Annotated in this window: 18 protein-coding genes and 1 tRNA gene; 13 read left to right on the forward strand and 6 right to left on the reverse strand. The window is 36.2% G+C overall.

Annotated elements, in window-relative coordinates; all coding sequences use genetic code 11:
* Positions 1–185 precede the first annotated feature (185 nt).
* The 3 genes from AB3H93_RS01070 to AB3H93_RS01080 all read right to left on the reverse strand — a co-directional run bounded on the left by AB3H93_RS01070 (position 186) and on the right by AB3H93_RS01080 (position 3,287).
* Entirely contained in the window at positions 186–878 is a 693-nt protein-coding gene (locus AB3H93_RS01070) for a type 1 glutamine amidotransferase (protein WP_034699589.1), read from the reverse strand.
* Positions 871–2,223, reverse strand: coding sequence for a Mur ligase family protein (locus tag AB3H93_RS01075; RefSeq protein ID WP_010738405.1), 1,353 nt, complete (start codon positions 2,221–2,223; stop codon positions 871–873). Before AB3H93_RS01075 ends, AB3H93_RS01070 begins: the two co-directional genes overlap by 8 nt.
* A 221-nt stretch (positions 2,224–2,444) precedes the next feature.
* Entirely contained in the window at positions 2,445–3,287 is an 843-nt protein-coding gene (locus tag AB3H93_RS01080) for a MutR family transcriptional regulator (RefSeq protein WP_368019982.1), read from the reverse strand.
* Positions 3,288–3,785: 498 nt separating this feature from the next.
* On the opposite strand from AB3H93_RS01080, the gene AB3H93_RS01085 reads away from it, so the two are divergent.
* Positions 3,786–4,448, forward strand: a complete 663-nt coding sequence (locus AB3H93_RS01085; protein ID WP_010720006.1) for a CPBP family intramembrane glutamic endopeptidase — start codon at positions 3,786–3,788, stop codon at positions 4,446–4,448.
* Positions 4,449–4,615: 167 nt separating this feature from the next.
* Here AB3H93_RS01085 and AB3H93_RS01090 read toward each other — a convergent pair whose 3' ends face one another.
* On the reverse strand, positions 4,616–6,016 hold the full coding sequence (locus AB3H93_RS01090; RefSeq protein WP_010720005.1) for a TrkH family potassium uptake protein: 1,401 nt from the start codon (positions 6,014–6,016) through the stop codon (positions 4,616–4,618).
* Positions 6,017–6,169: 153 nt separating this feature from the next.
* On the opposite strand from AB3H93_RS01090, the gene AB3H93_RS01095 reads away from it, so the two are divergent.
* From AB3H93_RS01095 to lepB, 4 genes are all read left to right on the forward strand, one after another.
* Complete coding sequence (locus tag AB3H93_RS01095) at positions 6,170–6,901, forward strand: epoxyqueuosine reductase QueH (RefSeq protein WP_368019983.1); 732 nt, start codon at positions 6,170–6,172, stop codon at positions 6,899–6,901.
* A 187-nt stretch (positions 6,902–7,088) separates the two neighbouring features.
* Positions 7,089–7,589: a hypothetical protein gene (locus AB3H93_RS01100; RefSeq protein ID WP_025480242.1), complete on the forward strand. Its 501-nt coding sequence runs from the start codon at positions 7,089–7,091 to the stop codon at positions 7,587–7,589.
* Positions 7,586–8,359: a DUF6681 family protein gene (locus AB3H93_RS01105; RefSeq protein WP_053765910.1), complete on the forward strand. Its 774-nt coding sequence runs from the start codon at positions 7,586–7,588 to the stop codon at positions 8,357–8,359. The genes AB3H93_RS01100 and AB3H93_RS01105 overlap by 4 nt, the downstream gene beginning before the upstream one ends.
* Before the next feature lie 207 nt (positions 8,360–8,566).
* The gene (gene lepB, locus AB3H93_RS01110) at positions 8,567–9,136 is read left to right on the forward strand and encodes a signal peptidase I (RefSeq protein ID WP_010720001.1); all 570 of its coding nucleotides are present in this window, start codon (positions 8,567–8,569) and stop codon (positions 9,134–9,136) included.
* A 140-nt stretch (positions 9,137–9,276) separates the two neighbouring features.
* Here lepB and AB3H93_RS01115 read toward each other — a convergent pair whose 3' ends face one another.
* Positions 9,277–9,885: a class I SAM-dependent methyltransferase gene (locus tag AB3H93_RS01115; RefSeq protein WP_368019984.1), complete on the reverse strand. Its 609-nt coding sequence runs from the start codon at positions 9,883–9,885 to the stop codon at positions 9,277–9,279.
* Positions 9,886–10,118: 233 nt separating this feature from the next.
* Here AB3H93_RS01115 and AB3H93_RS01120 point away from each other — a divergent pair, with 233 nt between their 5' ends.
* From AB3H93_RS01120 to upp, 7 genes are all read left to right on the forward strand, one after another.
* Positions 10,119–10,703 carry a thymidine kinase gene (locus tag AB3H93_RS01120; RefSeq protein ID WP_010719999.1) on the forward strand — a complete coding sequence of 195 codons (585 nt, stop codon included), beginning with the start codon at positions 10,119–10,121 and terminating at the stop codon, positions 10,701–10,703.
* A 2-nt stretch (positions 10,704–10,705) separates the two neighbouring features.
* Complete coding sequence (gene prfA / locus AB3H93_RS01125; protein ID WP_010719998.1) at positions 10,706–11,779, forward strand: peptide chain release factor 1; 1,074 nt, start codon at positions 10,706–10,708, stop codon at positions 11,777–11,779.
* Entirely contained in the window at positions 11,772–12,611 is an 840-nt protein-coding gene (prmC, locus tag AB3H93_RS01130; protein WP_368019985.1) for a peptide chain release factor N(5)-glutamine methyltransferase, read from the forward strand. Before prfA ends, prmC begins: the two co-directional genes overlap by 8 nt.
* Positions 12,612–12,802: 191 nt before the next feature.
* Positions 12,803–13,834 (forward strand): L-threonylcarbamoyladenylate synthase, encoded by a 1,032-nt coding sequence (locus AB3H93_RS01135; RefSeq protein ID WP_010719996.1) that lies wholly within the window; start codon positions 12,803–12,805, stop codon positions 13,832–13,834.
* Positions 13,835–14,065: 231 nt separating this feature from the next.
* Positions 14,066–15,310, forward strand: coding sequence for a serine hydroxymethyltransferase (gene glyA / locus AB3H93_RS01140; protein WP_368019986.1), 1,245 nt, complete (start codon positions 14,066–14,068; stop codon positions 15,308–15,310).
* Positions 15,311–15,842: 532 nt separating this feature from the next.
* Positions 15,843–16,790, forward strand: coding sequence for an alpha/beta hydrolase (locus tag AB3H93_RS01145; RefSeq protein WP_368019987.1), 948 nt, complete (start codon positions 15,843–15,845; stop codon positions 16,788–16,790).
* 234 nt (positions 16,791–17,024) lie between these two features.
* Positions 17,025–17,654, forward strand: coding sequence for a uracil phosphoribosyltransferase (upp, locus tag AB3H93_RS01150; RefSeq protein ID WP_010719993.1), 630 nt, complete (start codon positions 17,025–17,027; stop codon positions 17,652–17,654).
* 393 nt (positions 17,655–18,047) lie between these two features.
* Here upp and AB3H93_RS01155 read toward each other — a convergent pair whose 3' ends face one another.
* Entirely contained in the window at positions 18,048–18,290 is a 243-nt protein-coding gene (locus AB3H93_RS01155; RefSeq protein ID WP_010719992.1) for a hypothetical protein, read from the reverse strand.
* Positions 18,291–18,409: 119 nt separating this feature from the next.
* On the opposite strand from AB3H93_RS01155, the gene AB3H93_RS01160 reads away from it, so the two are divergent.
* Positions 18,410–18,482: transfer RNA gene (locus AB3H93_RS01160), tRNA-Thr, on the forward strand.
* The last annotated feature ends 469 nt before the right edge of the window (positions 18,483–18,951 follow it).

The raw sequence follows: 18,951 nt of genomic DNA on the forward strand, positions 1-18,951 counted from the left end.
CCCAAGGTAATAATCATTACTTGATCAAAAATAGGCCAAAGAATACCAGAAATCAGAGCAGTGATTTTCGTATTCTTTGGCTCAATTATTAAAGTTTGCTATTTCTGTTGTGGTGTTGCGCTTGTTACTATTGATTTATTTACAATCACAATCCAGCAAATATTTATGGTAATAAAAGTTATGTTTTATGCTAAAGATTCGACTGGTAAATCAAGTTCTGTTCCATAACGTTGTTTAAGTGCTAAACGAATCAATCGTTCCGCAAGATTCTCATTTCGGGCAAGAATCGGTCCGTGGAAATAAGAGCCAAAAACATTTTTATAAATGACGCCTTCGGATTGGTCTTCACCATTATTTCCGTGACCTTGAACGACTTTTCCTAAAGGTCGTTCGCCTTCCCCTAAGAATGTCCGCCCATTGTGGTTTTCAAAACCATAATAGGTTTCATTAAACTCTTCATTATAGATAACGATATCGCCGATAAAACGATTATTTTCTTGACTTAAGGTGTAATGGTCTAATGCACTGATTCCTTGGATTTTTTCTCCATTGGCACCCACATAATAGTGTCCAAGGAATTGGTACCCGCCACAGATAGCTAACATCACACCATCATTTTCAATGTAGTTTGTTAGTGCTGCTTTTTTTTCTTGGATATCTTTTGAAATGATCAGTTGCTCATAATCTTGTCCGCCACCAAAAAAGACTAAATCATATTTATCTGCTTCAAATGGTTCATGCAGACTGACAATTTCGGTATGACAGGTCACACCTAATTTTTTAGCGACATATTTAAGCATCAATAGATTGCCGTTGTCTCCATAAGTATTCATCAAATTACCGTAGAGATGGGCGATATTCAATTCATAATTAGGCATGATTCATCCCTCCTTTGATAAATCCTTGATTCGCTAATTCTTTTCGTAATTGAAGAACTGCTGTATAGGTAGCTAGGATGTAGACGTGTTCGGTCGGTAATTGTTTGATATTTTTAATGACTTCATTCAGTTCCTTTGTTTCGATGATCTTATCTTCAGGGATTCCTGCAACTTTTAGACGTAACGACATATCGGTATGACGATCCCCACCAGCGATCACTGCAGGAATATCCATATCAGCAAAATGTTCAAAATTCCCGTCCCAGATCCAACTAACGTCAATTCCATCTGCATAGTTTGCATTTAATAAAGCAACTAGTGAGAATGGATAAGGGGCTAAGCCGATCATATCGATGACCTGATTGATCCCAACAGGATTTTTAACAAGTACGAGTGTACATTTTTTACCATTGATATCAATGATTTCTTGACGACCAAATATTTTTTCGTCGTATCCTAGGCCTTGCTTGATTTTTTCAGGGGTTACCCCAAAATATTCAGCTACCGCTGTGGCAGCTAACGCGTTGTAGACATTGTACATCCCGCCAACTTCAATTCCATAGTTATGACCATCAATCGTAAAATCAGCTGAGACATTGTCCATGCGCAACATATCCGTTAGACGATAATCAAGTTCAGGACGTTTAAAGTCACAGTTTGGACAATAGTATTTCCCTAAATTTGCATACGTGATCATCTTGTAATGTAAAATATGATGACATTTAGGACAGAGCACACCATCCGTATTATAATGAGCCATTTGTTCATGGTCTTCTTCATGATCAAACCCATAATATTGGCGAGGATTGATTGTTTCCACAGAGTTGAAGATTGGCGAATCTCCATTACTGATAATTGTGGCATCAGGTGATTTCGCTGCTCCGTCTACAATCATTTTGTAGGTGGTATAGATTTCTCCATAACGATCCATTTGATCACGGAAAATGTTTGTAAATAAAAATAGTTCAGGCTTCATGTATTCAGTTACTTTACTCAAACTTGCTTCATCGATTTCTAAAACAGCGAATTTTTTTTGCCCTTTTTTAGGTTTGGCTTGCAAAAAAGTAGAAACGATTCCTTGAACCATATTTGCCCCAGTTGGGTTGGTTAATACTTCATCAAATTGTTGCCGTAATATATTAACTGTCAAAGCAGTTGTCAATGTCTTTCCGTTTGTTCCAGTAACGACAACCACTTGATAATCTTTTGCAAGACTGTCTAAAATGTGTGGGTCGATTTTAAGTGCAAGTTTACCCGGTAAACTTGATCCTCCTTTAAAGAAGGTTTTTAATGCCCATTGTGATGTTTTACCAACAGCAATCGCAAATTGACTGCGTACTCCCATTATGTAACCTCCATAAAACGTCTTAACGACGAGTAAATTCAATTAATCATACCATATGTTCAAAAAAAGGTTAAATTGCTTTTCTTTTTTTTAAGAAATGGTTGCGATTCTCTTGTCTAACAACGATTGGTACTAGGCTTGATTGTTTACTTGAAGTTTCGTTTAGTCTAAGAATAGCCCCAACGGATAACAGTTGATTTTTTAGGAATAACTATAGTGGATTAATAGTTGTTTTTGATCGTCTGAAAAAAGAGTGTACATTGTTCGCTTAAAAAAGAATAATCCAGTTTGTCTAAGGTTTCGATAATAAAGTGGATCATTGTTTCACTTGTGCTTTTTTCTTCTGTACAGTAAATCAGAATGTTCTCAAAATAAATACGATATAATTTAAAGATTGTATCTTCAGTGCCGGTAGTTAATTCCTTTAAATGACTAAGCGCATCTTTTGCTAAAAAGAAATTCCCATAGGAAATAAAATGACCGCAACTATTAAGAAGCAACGTCAAATAAATTTTTTTACCAGCGGGATATTCTTGATAGATCTGAATTTTTTTTAATGAATTTTTATAGAAAATTTGTTGCTGTTCTTCTGAAAAGTAATTCAAGGTGTTGGTATAAATTTTGATTTCTTGTAGTGTCCATGTTTCGATGGATTTTAAATAATCAACAAGGAACTCCAAGGTCTCATTGTCTATTTGATGGTCACTCAATTGATCATGGCCAATTTTAGTTAAAGCGTTTAGAAGCTGACTTTTTTTATCTTTTGAAGCGGTTGTCGTTTGATAGATCTCAAAGAGCTTTTCTAAGTCCTTTGTATTAGAAGCCAATTCATATTGTTTCCATAAATTTTGTGAAGAAGAGTGATAATAGTCATATAAAAAGATAAATTCTTCCACATCTACCAGCAATCGCTCCAACACTTGAGCTAGAAGTCGGAAAGACAAGTCATGGTTTCCTTTTTCAAATTCAATGCAATAAGATTTTGTTACGATTCCTGAATAGATTTCCTTTTGAGAAAAACCTTTATCTAATCGGATTTTTCGTACTAACTGACCATACTCCATAGTATCTCTCCATCAAAATTATTTTATGTGTTTATGTAATGAAGTAATAGTAGCAAAAAATTTGTCAAAATTCTAAGAAAGTTACTTTTGGAAAAGTGACCAGAAATGCGACTGAAAGAAAGAGAAATTAGTAAAGTTAGACGAGGGGTGTTATCCACACGTTTCTTATAACAAATAAGTACGAATGAAGGTTAAGTGGAGTTCAAAAAAACTAATTATTCGCATATTTATTGTATTTATGGTCAGATTATTTTTAGATACAAAGTACCAAAAGTCTTAAATATAGGACTATAAAAGAATTTTCATTCGTAGATGATTATACTATGGAAAATTAAAAGAAAACATTCATGATAAATCATTGGAAATCTGTCAATGATGAAGGCTTGTTTGAGGAGATGGGGTAGTATAAAAGACACGTAAACAATACTCATGTGAAGGGTCGTCAGCGACTAATCAATGAACAAATGATAATTATTTAACGGAAGAGGAACAAGAAATATGACAAAAAGAATTACAGAACCAAATAATCAAGTCCTTAGAATAATGATTGCTTTTGGAGTATTAGGGGCAGGGTTCTATGGGTTGACTCAGGTTGACTTTTATTATATTCAGTTTAGTTTTCTTGTCATTAGTGGTTTAGTAAGCTATTTACTGGTATTTGGTTTTGTTGGTGTGAGGCAATTATTTAGTACACCTAAACGATTTATAAAAACATTCTTGCTGATTTTAGTTGGTTCACAAATTTATGGTATGTTGGCTTCGATGATCATGGGAATACTGGCACAGTTGTTAGATATTCAGACGAAAGCAAATAGTGCGCAAGATAATCCTTGGTGGTTTTTTGTATTTATTTTACCAATTGCTTTACTGGGAGAAGAACTATTTTCGATCACTATCTTTGATACTTTACGTAAAAAAATGGGGATCAATACTAAGGTGGCATCATTGCTCACAGCAATTATTTTTGGACTGATTCACTTTGAAACTTATCTAGGAAGTTCAGCGTTGTTCACGATTGTGCAAGTCATCTTAGTTCAAGGAGGAATTAGACTTTGGTTTAACCAAGCCTATTTAAAAACAAAGTCATTGAATACTAGTTGGGCAGTGCATTATGCTTTTGATTTAATTGCTTTTGTTTTAGGAAGTTTATTATCCTCTTAGACAAATAAGAGCAAAGTTTTCAGTACAAATAAATAACCCGAAGTGGCCGAAAATAGCTTTTCTATTTTCTGACTACTTTGGGTTATTTTTATTAGAGCGACACAGGATGCATTTTTGTATACTAAATACAGATTCAGCCTTTCAAGGTTTGTCGATTGTCTGAAATTTTACCCAATGATGATTTTTTCAGTAGGGTATTCGTAGCCTAAATCTCGTGTTTCTTTTGGAACAAATAACATCAAAGTATACAACATACCGATACGACCGATAAACATTAAAGCTGCGATCGTGATTTTCCCAATTACTGACAAGTTCCCAGTAATTCCCAGGGATAAGCCAGTGGTTCCGAAGGCTGAAGTTACTTCAACGATAATTGCAATTAAAGGCTGATTTTCTGTAGCTGATAAAAAGACGATACAGAAAAAACACATACCAAGAGATAACATAAATACAACGACTGACTTACGCACATCATCATTATCGATTCGACGACCAAAAATATTGATGTTGTCTTCGCTTTTAAGGAAAGAGTAGAGATAAAGACCAATAATTGCTACGGTCGTTGTACGAATCCCTCCACCTACCGAACTGGGGCTACATCCAATGAACATCAATAAAGAAAAAACGATCAATGTAGTGATTTGGAAATTACCCAAATCATGGATTTGTAAGCCAGCATTACGAGTAGTCATAGAGTAAAACATAGAATTGATCCACTTGACACTTAAACTAGAATCTTGAAAAAGATGGTCTTTTTCAAGTAAAAAGATTAACAGCGTCCCACCAACAAATAAGATGATAAAGGCTAAAACCGCTAATTTTGTAAATAAGGAAAAGCGAAACGGTAATTTTGCTTTTGAGCGTTTATACAAAATCCATTCACGAAATTCCATCAAAACAGGAAATCCTATCCCACCAATAAAAATCAAAAACATGATAACAAATAGGAACAGATAGTCATGTGCAAACGGCTCGATTGAGTTTCCTGTGACATCGAAACCCGAATTGGTCACAGCAGAAATCGATTGGTAAAATCCATAGAAAAGAGCATCCCGCCAATGATCAAAGTAGCCTCGATAATAGAAATAAATGGAAAAGAAAGCGCCAAAAAGGACTTGGAACCACAACAAAATTACAAAGGTGATACGAATCAAACGAACAATACCAGATAAGCGTGGCTGATTCATATCCGTCATGATCAGTTGTCGCTGTCGTAACGTGATTCTTCGTTTAGAAAAGATAATAAAAGCAGTAGAGATCATCATAATCCCTAATCCACCTACTTGGAATAGTATTTCAAGTAAGATTACCCCGTTATCATTAAAAGCCGAATTAATATCAAATGTGGACAATCCCGTTACACTGATTGTACTGATCGCCATGAAAAGCATATCGATAAAAGGTACGTGACTATCTGGTTCACGAAAAAAAGGAATGTAAAACAATCCTAAAGAGACAATGGTCATAATAAGATAGTAAAAAACAATGACTTGGATTGAAGAAAAATGACTAGAAGCGTAACGTTCGCTTCGACGTCTTAATTTCCGCATGAAAAGGGTTAATTTCAAGAAACTATCCTCCTTTTTAAAAGTTGTTTCTTTCAGTATACCGAGGTTATAAATAATACTCAAAGAAATCTTAAACAAAATGTACGTTTTCTTTTGATTTGCTATCAAATAGCATATAATTATGGAAGAATTGAAGAATAGCGAGGTCTCCCAATGATTGATGCAAAGGTAATTGTTGAAAAAATGAAAAACCAGAAAATAAATTATGATCGAGTACTACAAAAAATGATCCAACAATGGCAACAAGAAGAAACTCGACCAAAAATATTAATCCATACTTGTTGTGCTCCTTGCAGCACACATACGTTAGAATTTATGTGCCAATTTGCAGAGGTTACTTTATTTTTTTCAAATTCTAATATCCATCCTAAAAATGAATATTTAAGAAGACTCCATGAACAAAAGCGATTTGTTGATCAGTTTAACGAGCAAACCAATCATCATGTTCAGTTGATCGTTGATGAGTACCGCCCCAGTGAGTTTAATAAAATGGTCATTACGCAAGGCCTTACGGAAGAAAAAGAAGGTGGCGCAAGATGTAGTGCCTGTTTTAATATGCGTTTAGACCTGGTAGCACAAAAAGCCCAAGAACTTGGTTATGATTATTTTGGGAGTGCATTAACGATCTCACCCAAGAAAAATGCTGCTCTGATCAACCAAATCGGGATGGATATCCAAAAAATTTATGGAACTCATTACTTACCAAGTGATTTTAAGAAAAAGAAAGGATATGAGCGATCGATCCAGATGTGTAAAGAGTATGACATTTTTCGTCAGTGTTACTGTGGCTGTGTCTTTGCAGCTAAACAGCAAGGTTGTGATTTAAAGAAAATAAACCAAGAAGCAAAGGATTATTTAGCAAGTTCAAAAATTTCAATTAATTAGCTCTATTATAAAATTTTCAAGAAAACGTAAGAAAAAAATAAGAAATTTATGTTAAGTATAATTAAGTGTCAAAATAAAAGCGATTGATTCGATTGAAAATGAATATTCAGTTTGGTGGAAAAATGAATTTTAGACCAAGCATAAAAAATAATAGTGATGAAAAATAAAACATAAAGGAAGAGATATGATGCGAAAAGTAGCACCTATTTTGAAACCAATAGCAGTCTTAACTATTTCAACAATCGTTGCTACTGCGACCGGTGTTGTCAACAGTTCAAGTTATCGTACCCCTAGTTCAAGTTCGGTGGAAGAAACAACACCAACATCAACACCAGAGACCACATCTAATGAAACGTCGACAACACTGGATCAGACGAATGATTCATCGAGCACATGGGAAGAAAATACGAGTTCAACCAATGAAAATACGTATTCTACAGAGCAACCAAGTAGTTCGAAAGAAAAGTCTGACAAGCAAGGAAGCAGTTCATCCGAAACCAGTGATACGAATGCGATCAATGGAGGAAATCATACAGAACCAAGCTCAAGTTCGTCAACAGTACCAAGTAATACGACACCAAGTACTGAAGGACAAGATAGTGGAGAGGCTACCGTGAAAAATGTAACGCCAACCCAAAATACAGATGGGAAGCAAGTGTATAATCAGCAAGCAGGTGATTCACAATGACAATTTTATTAGATATTATCAATAGCGTGCATAAGTTTTTAGGTTATTTAGATATTAGTCCTAAATATTTAAATCGAGGCTATACGATTTTAAGTGTGATCCCAACGATGTATCTTTTACGGATTATTTATGGACTTTGGCAAAACCAAAATTACTTACAATTTTTCTTGTATGGAATCGGCTTTTTAGTGTTAGTGTATTTTATCATTTTGAATGTATTTTATTACTTTCTGGATAAGAATACCAAAGCGGATGTGACACAATTGTTTGTCAAATATTTACCGGAAGAAGCATTCAATATTCAAACAGAAGAAGCGATGCTGAATAGCGGTGCAATCGACAAAGTGAACACGAAAGAAGTCAGTGTTTCTTATGATGAAGATTATCAATTGCGATTAGCTGAAAACATGCGTTATTTAATCGGAAATGGTGAGATTAAAACAAATGATCTAGGAAGAATGGATGGCTATCTTGTGGATCGTAACACACTTTATCCTTATTATTACGTTAAAAAAGTAGCAGAAAAAGAATATCAGTTGAGTATTGGGCGCAGCTACTCGGATTTAGCCCCTGTTGGAACGATTGTTATGGATTCGGCGGATGAAAAGCTCGAACCAGTTGGGTTGTTTATTGTAGGTGGTGACTTCGTCAAAGAAGGCTTAAGGTATCATGAGCCTTATCGTTTAAAACTTATCGTGAAAAAAGAACAACCAGAAAATGAAGCAATGGTTTACAGTAGAAGTCAACGAAGAAAGCATTCACGAAGTTAATGGATCACGTTGATCAAGACAGGTTGGAAAATTGTGGATGAAAAATGACAGAATCTCCCTTTGAATAATAAAAGAAAAAAATAGAGTTATACGTGATGTATTCTTATTCTTTCCTTTACTTTCTAAAAAAGGTAAAATAAAAAAGAACAATAAAAAAATCAATTGAATAATACGAAGAGAAAACAAAAGTAAAGCGGGAGGTATGTTGTGAAAGAATTTTTTAAAAATTGGGGTATTTTGATCGTAGTACTAGCAGCTATTTTATTAGCTCGGGTCTATGTATTTACGCCAGTTACCGTTAATGGACATTCAATGGATCCGACGTTGAGTGATGGTCAACGATTGATCTCGTCGAAAATCTCAAAGTATGAACGCTTTGATATTATCACGACGAAAGAACCTGGAGATGAAGAACGAATGATCGTTAAACGAATCATTGGCATGCCGGGCGATACCGTGAAAATGGAAAATGATCAATTGACGATTAATGGTAAAAAATATAATGAGTCTTATTTAAATGAGTTTAAAAAAGATTTTGCGAAAGATAAATTGCAGAATGAATATTCTTACAGTGAAGCTTTCCAAGCACAGGCTGAAAATTCGCAGCATTTCACAAGTGATTTTGAATATGTCGTGCCCAAAGGAAAATATTTAGTTTTAGGAGATAATCGTTTGATCTCTAAAGATAGCCGAATATTTGGCTTGGTGGATGCAGACATGATTCAAGGAAAAGTAGTTTTCCGTTACTGGCCTTTAAACGAAATCAAAATCTTTTAAGTCTCTTTCTGAGCAGGTATCAGAAAGAGCATGAGCAAAAATGTAGGCAACAGTGGTCATGACCAAGTTGTCTAGCCCAGAAAATAAGCCACAGAATCCGAAATAGTTTTTCCTATTTTAAGGATTCTGTGGCTTATTTTTTATTTTTTTCCGCTAGCAAAAAACAAAGAAGCATCTTGGTTCATGAATAAATTTTTACCAGAGTGAAAAGTGTAGATATTCGTGGAATGAAACCCAATTTGTTCAAGTAGAGCCATAAGTGCTTCATGGTCAAACCCATTATGGACTTTTGGATGGTTGATCGCATCATTGTGATCAAAATCAATGATCAAAAGTTGACCGTTTGGCGTAAGCATGTGGTAGAGTTTTTCTAAGATCAAACGTGTGTCAGGAATATGCAGTAGGACTAATGACATCAAAATAAGATCTACTTTTTGATCGATTTTTTGATCGATGGATTCGGTTGTGGCATCGAACGTTACCGAAGAGACGTTTGTTAATCCTCTAGTCTTAATTTTGTCTTCAGCAATTGTTAGCATCGCATCAGAGGAATCAACTAGAAGAAGTTGCTTGAATCGGTCAGCTAAAGCTAACGAAACCAAACCGGTACCTCCGCCATAATCCATAAAAGTCAGTTCTTTGGTGGAAGAAGGTAGTTGAGAAATTAGTTCGTCTTGAATAATTTTTGCTAGTGCTTTTCTTTCGGGAGTATCATAATGGTTTGCGATTTGATTGAAGATTTCTGACATAAGGTCACTCCTGACTTCATAAGTTAGATGAATTTTATTAAGTATAGCAAAAAAATCTGTTTTCCCAAACCACTAGTTGATTTTGAAGAATTGAAAGACACGTAGCTATTGTTTTAAATGTATGAGTGTTTTAATCTAAAGTAACGTTTTTACCAGATGAAAAATTCTCACTGTAAAAAATAATGAAAATCAAGTATAATACCATAGGAACAAACTGGAAGGTGAGCAAGTAAATGGCACAACTATTTTTTAAGTATGGCGCAATGAATAGCGGCAAGACAATTGAGATCTTAAAAGTCGCACATAATTATGAAGAACAGAATAAACCAGTTGTCTTGATGACAAGTGGGATCGATACCAGAGATGGTGTTGGTGTTGTCTCTAGTCGTATTGGGTTAAAAAGAGAAGCCACGCCGATTTTTGAAGAAACAGATGTCTTTGATGTCATTTTTCAAATGGAGGATAAGCCATATTGTATATTGATCGACGAGGCGCAATTTTTAAAGAAAAAACACGTAATTGCGTTTACGAAAATTGTTGATGAATTAAACATTCCGGTGATGGCATTTGGTTTGAAGAATGATTTTAGAAATGAGTTATTTGAAGGATCAAAATATCTATTGCTTTATGCAGACAAAATCGAAGAGATGAAAACGATCTGTTGGTTCTGCCATAAGAAAGCAATCATGAATTTACATTATATCGATGGTCAACCAGTTTACGAGGGTGATCAGGTACAAATTGGTGGAAATGAAGCCTATTACCCCGTTTGTCGGAAACACTATTTTGAACCATCAATTATGACAGAAGGAGAATAAAGATGTACGATCAATTACAAGCAATTGAAGACCGTTATGAAGAACTGGGCGAGCTACTAAGCGATCCAGAAGTAATCTCAGATACGAAACGTTTTATGCAATTGTCAAAAGAAGAAGCAAACACTCGTGAAACTGTTGATGTCTATCGCCGTTACAAAGATGTCGTACAAGGGATCAAAGACACAGAAGAACTGTTAGGTGAAAAGTTAGATGATGAAATGGCTGAAATGGCCAAAGAAGAATTATCTGATTTGAAAAAAGAAAAAGAAGAATTAGAAGAAAAAATCAAAATCTTATTACTGCCAAAGGACCCGAACGATGATAAAAACATCATCATGGAAATCCGTGGGGCAGCAGGTGGAGATGAAGCAGCGTTATTTGCTGGTGACTTATTCAACATGTATCAGAAATATGCAGAATCACAAGGTTGGAAAACGGAAGTGATGGAGGCAAGTATTACTGGTATCGGTGGCTATAAAGAAGTCATCATGATGATCTCTGGAGAAAATGTCTATTCAAAATTAAAATATGAAAGTGGTGCGCATCGTGTACAACGAGTACCATCTACAGAATCACAAGGACGAATCCATACATCAACAGCAACCGTTGTGGTCATGCCAGAAGCAGAAGAAGTAGAAATCGATATTGAAGATAAAGATATCAGAACAGATATCTATCATGCATCAGGGGCGGGTGGTCAGCACGTCAATAAAACAGCATCGGCAGTTCGTCTAACTCATTTACCTACTGGAATCGTGGTAGCAATGCAAGATGAACGTTCACAGCTGAAAAACCGTGAAAAAGCCATGAAGATTTTACGTGCCCGTGTCTATGATAAAATCCAACAAGAAGCACAAAGTGAATACGATGCAAACCGTAAATCAGCCGTTGGAACGGGTGATCGCTCCGAGCGGATCCGTACGTATAACTTCCCGCAAAACCGTGTGACTGATCATCGTATTGGTTTAACTATCCAAAAATTAGATCAAATCCTTGCTGGAAAAATGGATGAGATCGTGGATGCGTTGATCATGTATGACCAAACATCAAAATTGGAAGAAATGCAAAATGGGTAAGACCACGTATTTAGAAGTCCTATCACGGGCTTCTTCTTTTTTAGAAGATCATGGAAAAGAAGGTCATAGTATCCAATTTCTTTTTCTTGAACGTAAAGGCTGGCAAAAACTTGATTGGTTGTTGCAGATGAATGAGCCCATTTCTAGCGAAGATCAACAGATGATCGAACAAGATCTGGAGCATTTGATGAACAATTATCCGCCTCAATATTTGTTGGGGTATGCTGACTTTTATGGTCACCGCCTAAAAGTGACAGAGGACACTTTGATCCCTAGACCGGAAACAGAAGAATTAGTTGAACGATGTTTGCAAGAAACGTCAGAACAAAACTTGAAGGTCATAGATATTGGAACAGGAACAGGGGCAATTGCGATCAGTTTAAAAGCTGCAAGAAAGAACTGGGACGTTTCGGCTGTGGACCTATCTCCAGCAGCTCTTTCAGTAGCGAAAGAGAATGCGCAACAGGCTGGACTGGCGATCCATTTTTATCATGGAGATACACTGGCACCGGTCAGTGATCAAACCTTTGACGTCATTATTTCCAACCCGCCGTATATTCGTTTCGATGAATGGGAATTGATGGATGAAAGTGTTCGGACAGTTGAACCTAAAATGGCATTATTTGCCGAAGATGAAGGATTAGCCATCTATAAAAAAATAGCAAAAGAAGCAAAACAATGTTTGAAACCAGAGGGAAAACTTTTTTTGGAAATAGGATTTAGCCAAGGGGAGATCGTGAAACAAATCTTTCAAACGGCATTCCCCAATAAACAAGTAAGTATTCATAAAGATTTATTTGGAAATGAACGAATAGTTTCTGTGATGAGCTGATTGTGGATGAAAAATATTTTTTATGTTTTTTTATCATAAAAAAACATTGATTTTACAAGGATGAAAACGAGTTATTAACTTATCAACATACTTATCCACTATTGACAAAATAGTTATCAACAATCTGTTGATAACGTGAGGATAAAGTAGAATAAATCAAGCATATTGAAAAATGAGGGTGTGGATAGACTGTGGAAACAAACTATTATCATGAAGAACAATTATCAGAAGCAGCACAAGCATTAAAAAGTGGCGAACTCGTTGCTTTTCCAACTGAAACTGTCTATGGACTAGGCGCTAATGCACTTTTGCCTGAAGCGGTAACCGAAGTGTTTTCGGTCAAAGGTCGTCCACAAGATAATCCTTTGATTGTCCATGTTTCATCGTTTGAGCAAGTAAAACAATTTGTGGATAACTTTCATCCTTTAACGGAAAAAATCGTCAATCATTTCTGGCCAGGTCCCTTAACACTTATTTTTGGGATCAAAAAAGGGTCTTTACCACCTATTGTAACAGGTGGGTTATCCACAGCTGCTTTTCGTATGCCAGATAACAAAAAAACACTTGAAGTCATCCAATTAGCTGGTATACCAATTGTTGGTCCTAGTGCGAATACTTCGGGAAAACCTAGTCCAACGACTGCGGAACATGTCTACCATGATTTAAAAGGAAAAATCAATGGGATCATTGATGATGGTGCAACCCGAATTGGTGTGGAATCAACCGTGATCGATCTCAGTGATCCGGATCGTGAACCCATGATTTTACGTCCAGGAGCGGTGACCAAAGAACAGCTTGAAAAAGTGATCGGTGGAAAGGTAGCCGTTGATCGTCATTTAGTCCAAAGTACTGAAACACCTAAATCACCAGGAATGAAATATAAGCACTATTCGCCTGATACGCAAGTCATGATGGTCCAAGAAAATGATTGGGAAGCCGCTGTAAAATGGGCGAAAGAAGAACATATGCGTGTTGGAGTAATTGCAGGTCCTAAAATTGCTGAAGCTGTTCGTTTTGATGTAGCAGCAGTCTACATGTATTTTGATGATTCAGTAGAAGCCGCTACGAAAGGATTATTTGCAGGATTACGTGGGTTAGATGAGAAGAACCTTGGACTTGATATGATCTTTGTTGCAGTATTTCCAGAAGAAGGTCTGGGAAATGCTTATATGAATCGCTTAAAAAAATCAGCGGGACAAAAATATTTTGAAAAAAGAACGTAGGTAGCTTGTACCCATACTTTATTATGATACAATGCAATAAAGTAAACTCTACTTGAATAAAATTGAATAAAACTGAGAGATCATGTTCAAAAGAGAAAGAATCAGCAATCATTCGTGAGATATAGCTTTTTACAGCGATCTGAATGACCAGTTAAGGATTTTAGCTGATCATGCCTAGATTGCTAGTTGATTCATGATTTCTTAGTAAACAATAAGAAGGAGCTGTTGTGTGTGGTAGACTACAAAACGTTTGACCCAGATTTATGGGCAGCAATCGCAAAAGAAGAAGAAAGACAAGAAAATAATTTGGAACTTATCGCTTCCGAAAATTTTGTCTCTGAAGCAGTGATGGCGGCTCAAGGAAGTATCTTGACAAATAAATATGCAGAAGGTTACCCTGGGCATCGTTATTATGGTGGCTGTGAATTTGTCGATATCGTTGAAAGTTTAGCGATCGATCGTGCAAAAGAATTATTCGGTGCAAAATTTGTCAATGTTCAACCTCATTCTGGTTCACAAGCGAACACGGCAGCATATCTTGCTTTAGTAGAACCCGGTGACACGATTTTAGGGATGGATCTTTCAGCAGGTGGACATTTGACTCATGGTTCTCCTGTGAACTTTAGTGGAAAAACGTACCATTTTGTAGCCTATGGTGTTGATCCAACAACAGAAGTCATTGATTACAATGTTGTGCGGATTTTAGCTAGAAAACATCAACCAAAATTGATCGTTGCCGGAGCAAGTGCCTATGGTAGAATCATTGATTTTGAAAAATTTAAAGAAATCGCTGATGAAGTAGGTGCGAAATTAATGGTTGATATGGCACATATCGCTGGCTTAGTTGCAGCTGGTGTCCATCCAAGTCCAATCCCTTATGCGGACATTACTACGACAACCACTCATAAAACATTACGTGGACCACGTGGTGGTATGATTTTGACCAATAATGAAGAATTAGCGAAAAAAATCAATAGTGCAGTTTTCCCTGGCATCCAAGGTGGACCACTAGAGCATGTCATTGCAGGGAAAGCAGCAGCATTCAAAGAAGCTTTGACACCTGAATTTAAAGAATACAGTGAACAGATTATTGCTAATGCCAAAGCGATGGCAAAAGTCTTCAATCAAGCAATCGGTACAAGAGTGGTCTCTGGCGCAACGGATAATCATTTAGTTTTAATCGATGTCCGTGGATTAGAGTTAAACGGGAAAGAAGCCGAAAGTATTTTAGATAGTGTGAATATTACGGTTAACAAAAATTCAATTCCATTTGAAACACTTAGCCCGTTCAAGACTAGCGGTATCCGTATCGGTACTCCAGCAATTACTACAAGAGGCTTCAAAGAAGAAGATGCTGCGAAGGTGGCGGAATTGATCGTCAAAGCTTTACAAGCCAAAGAGAATGAAGCCGAATTAGCTGAAGTCAAAGCTGGTGTGCGTGAATTGACTGAAAAATATCCTTTATATAATAAATAAAAGGAATAATCACTACAAAACGAGTCGCTTAACGCAAGAAGTACCATCAGCAGACATAAAAAAGCAACTGTTACAAAATTCTTAGTTTGCTAAAATTTACTGTGTATTAAAAATAATCCGAAGAATCCAAAATCGCTTCTCCTGTTTTTGGAATTCTTTGGATTATTTTTTGAAATGGCTTATTGTGTGTGGGCACTTTTTCAAGGGAAAGTTGTTGGAATCGCTTCTTTTGGGTGTTTTAGTTTTATTTAGGCAAAAGTTTTCTTCTATCGATGCAGCACGAATACATTGGTGAGATCTATTTAAAATAGTCTGAGATATAGGATTGAGATGGATTAGGTGTGGAAGTGTTGAGGTTTTGTTTTAATGATTGGATAAACTAAGACGGAGGTACTGGGGGAAGTATGGGGAATGCTTATGTTGACTGAGTTTGAGAGAAAACAAACAAACTGATTTTTTGACTTTTTCATTGGGGCTCACTAGTATATGAGGTGTAATTTGGCTTTTTATTATAATCTAGGGAGGAACCATGATGACCGAACGAATCTCATTAGAAAAAGCAGCAATCGAATTTAGTGATGCAAATGCTCCCCACCCAAGAATCTACGAATTACCACCTGAAGAAGGACGAGCGCTATTAGAAAAAGTCCAAGAATCGCCCGTTGATAAACTACCAGTCGACATTGAAGATTTAACGGTTGATACTGGTCAATGGGGGGCCATCAACGTTCGTTTTGTCCGTCCAGAAGGAAATACTGATAAATTACCAGTAATTTTCTATATTCATGGAGCTGGTTGGGTTTTTGGTAGCGCACAAACTCATGACAAGTTGATTCGTGAATTAGCCGTTCGCACGAACTCGGTCGTCGTTTTTCCAGAGTACAGCCGTTCGCCGGAAGCAAAATATCCAACAGCGATCGAACAAAGCTATGCAGTCTTACAAAAGCTAAGTGAACTAGCGGAATCAAAAGGGTTAGATTTATCTGAATTAGCGGTAGCGGGCGATTCAGTTGGAGGTAATATGGCAACTGTAATGACTATTTTAACCAAAGAACGCCAAGGGTTGCCCATCCAAAAACAACTTTTGTTTTATCCGGTGACGGATGCCAATTTCACTACTGATTCTTATCAAGAATTTGCCGAAAACTATTTTTTAACAAAAGAAGGAATGAAATGGTTTTGGGACCAATATACAACTGATGATTTAGAGCGGTCAGAAATCACAGCATCACCATTACGAGCGACTTCTGAAGAGTTGGCAGACTTACCACCAGCTTTGATTTTAACTGGTGAAGTGGATGTTTTAAGAGACGAAGGAGAAGCTTATGCTCGGAAGTTACGTGATGCAGGTGTGGCAGTCACTCAGGTTCGTTTTCAAGGGATGATCCACGATTTTGTGATGGTCAATTCATTGGACCAAACCAATGCTACCAGAGCAGCGATGCTTTTAGCGACTCAGTGGTTACAGCAGGATCGATGATCCTATTTATATAACCAGATATATGTAATATTAATCTGACTAAAAGACAGTAAAAATAACAAAAAAACTCATTTTCCAAAGCTTTTTTGTTATTTTTTACTGCTTTTTTTTATTTTTGATTACTGTTGTTTTATTTATTTTATTTTCTTTTGAAAAGTTGTTGGTTTGACTAGTCAATTGGGTCTTTTTGTTTTACAATTAAAAAGAAACGACAGAACAAAGGAGACCAGAAAAATGGGCAAATTCCAAGTAATCGACCATCCATTGATCCAACATAAACTAACTATTATTCGTGACAAAGACTGTGGAACAAAAGTTTTCCGTGAGGTTGTCGACGAAATTGCTATGTTGATGGCATATGAAGTATCACGTGACATGCCATTAGAAGATATCGTAATCGAAACACCGATTACAGAAACAACTCAAAAAACGTTATCTGGTAAAAAAGTAGCGATCATTCCGATTCTACGAGCAGGTATTGGGATGGTTGACGGTATTTTAGAATTGATCCCAGCTGCGAAAGTCGGACATATCGGGTTATACCGTGACGAAGAAACATTTGAACCTCATGAATATTTCGTAAAATTACCTGAAGATATCGATGCACGACAATTATTTGTTGTTGACCCAATGTTAGCGACAGGTGGCTCAGCGATCATGGCGATCGATGCATTAAAAGAACGTGGCGCTTCAAATATCAAATTTGTTTGTCTAGTAGCTGCTCCAGAGGGTGTAAAAGCTTTACAAGAAGCACATCCAGATATTGACATCTACACAGCTGCATTAGATGAAAAATTGAATGAACACGGCTACATCGTTCCAGGTCTAGGCGATGCAGGGGACCGTTTATTTGGTACGAAATAAAAATAATAAACGCTAAAGCACCAAACCATAGTAGGATTTCTTATTCTATTATGGTTTTTTGTTTGTTATTAATTCTAGTAATTTTATCATGGTTTTGATAGAAAGTAGTTTATTCAAAGAATAGCTGCAAGAAGATGGATCAAAGAATATACGGAATTTGAAAAAACGGATGGAGTCTTGCGGAATCTTAAGTGAACAAGAGGAACAGCAAAAGAATAGAGGATGATTTTTGCCATCTCATAAGACTTTATTGATGTGAGAAAAAAACTGTTTTTTAGTTAGAGAGAGCAATAGGCACGTTTATGATGACATGAATGGAATAAGTGATCCTAGATAGTTGATGAAATTTTTCAAATAAAAAAACCATCCCAAAAAACGCAGAGATGGTCAGTGTTAAATTTTCTTCAATTCTTTGTAATTGATGATGATTACACCTTTGCTTTGCGTCATTAAATTGGCATTTTCATCTGTTTTGTCAATTTCAACCACAGCCGAGTTTTTCAGTTGTTTTGAAATTGTTCCAGTTTGCGGTGTTCCATGAATCATAAATGTCACGTGAGTGTCGATCGTAAATTTTTCCCCAAATTCTGACGGTACGATAGTTGTATCAAATTTTCCAAACGTTGCCATTTTCATAAAACCTGCCTTTCATACCAATTATACCACGTTTTATGAAAAAAATCATGAAATAGAACGAAATTTACACTTGTGCCTTTACAAATTTTTAAAATACGTATATAATTTCATATGGAAACGCCAGCTTAGCTCAGTTGGTAGAGCAACGCACTCGTAACGCGTAGGTCACAGGTTCGATCCCTGCAGCTGGCATCATTTATAAAAGCAACGATCTCAAAGATTTTTTATTTTGAGATCGTTGCTTTTTTTCGTAAGGAATTTGAAAAGAAGAGGAAGGAACAACATTAAAAATAGCGGATACGATGATGTCGATTCTAGATCTGTTTTACTATTCAATAACTGAGAAGAAGCATCAAGTTCTGGTTCTTCAACCAATTTTTTAAACATCAAAATTAGTAGATTCTACTAGTTTTGATGTTTTTTTGTTGAACAAATGACAGCCATCAAGTGCTAAAACAGATGGAATCATAAAACTGTTGAAAAATAAAGGAGTTTGGCACAACTAGAGGTTTCGTTCTTTTTTATAAAAAAACTAAGTGGGATTTCTAATAAATGTAAAATTATGGATAGGAAAAAAGCGGATAGGAAATGATTTTTTTCTTAAATCAAGTCAATTATTTGGCACATTATTCCTTTTTTTGCTATCTAAGTCGCCTTTTTT

The sequence above is a fragment of the Enterococcus sp. C74 genome, from assembly GCF_040887125.1.
In the GTDB taxonomy this organism is placed as follows: domain Bacteria; phylum Bacillota; class Bacilli; order Lactobacillales; family Enterococcaceae; genus Enterococcus_B; species Enterococcus_B hirae.

Bases quoted from the DNA above. Each gene is read 5' to 3' on its own strand.
- AB3H93_RS01070 (WP_034699589.1), bottom strand. From the start codon at position 878: ATGCCTAATTATGAATTGAATATCGCCCATCTCTACGGTAATTTGATG.
- AB3H93_RS01075 (WP_010738405.1), bottom strand. From the start codon at position 2,223: ATGGGAGTACGCAGTCAATTTGCGATTGCTGTTGGTAAAACATCACAA.
- AB3H93_RS01080 (WP_368019982.1), bottom strand. From the start codon at position 3,287: ATGGAGTATGGTCAGTTAGTACGAAAAATCCGATTAGATAAAGGTTTT.
- AB3H93_RS01085 (WP_010720006.1), top strand. From the start codon at position 3,786: ATGACAAAAAGAATTACAGAACCAAATAATCAAGTCCTTAGAATAATG.
- AB3H93_RS01095 (WP_368019983.1), top strand. From the start codon at position 6,170: ATGATTGATGCAAAGGTAATTGTTGAAAAAATGAAAAACCAGAAAATA.
- AB3H93_RS01100 (WP_025480242.1), top strand. From the start codon at position 7,089: ATGCGAAAAGTAGCACCTATTTTGAAACCAATAGCAGTCTTAACTATT.
- AB3H93_RS01105 (WP_053765910.1), top strand. From the start codon at position 7,586: ATGACAATTTTATTAGATATTATCAATAGCGTGCATAAGTTTTTAGGT.
- AB3H93_RS01115 (WP_368019984.1), bottom strand. From the start codon at position 9,885: ATGTCAGAAATCTTCAATCAAATCGCAAACCATTATGATACTCCCGAA.
- AB3H93_RS01120 (WP_010719999.1), top strand. From the start codon at position 10,119: ATGGCACAACTATTTTTTAAGTATGGCGCAATGAATAGCGGCAAGACA.
- prfA (WP_010719998.1), top strand. From the start codon at position 10,706: ATGTACGATCAATTACAAGCAATTGAAGACCGTTATGAAGAACTGGGC.
- prmC (WP_368019985.1), top strand. From the start codon at position 11,772: ATGGGTAAGACCACGTATTTAGAAGTCCTATCACGGGCTTCTTCTTTT.
- AB3H93_RS01145 (WP_368019987.1), top strand. From the start codon at position 15,843: ATGACCGAACGAATCTCATTAGAAAAAGCAGCAATCGAATTTAGTGAT.
- upp (WP_010719993.1), top strand. From the start codon at position 17,025: ATGGGCAAATTCCAAGTAATCGACCATCCATTGATCCAACATAAACTA.
- AB3H93_RS01155 (WP_010719992.1), bottom strand. From the start codon at position 18,290: ATGAAAATGGCAACGTTTGGAAAATTTGATACAACTATCGTACCGTCA.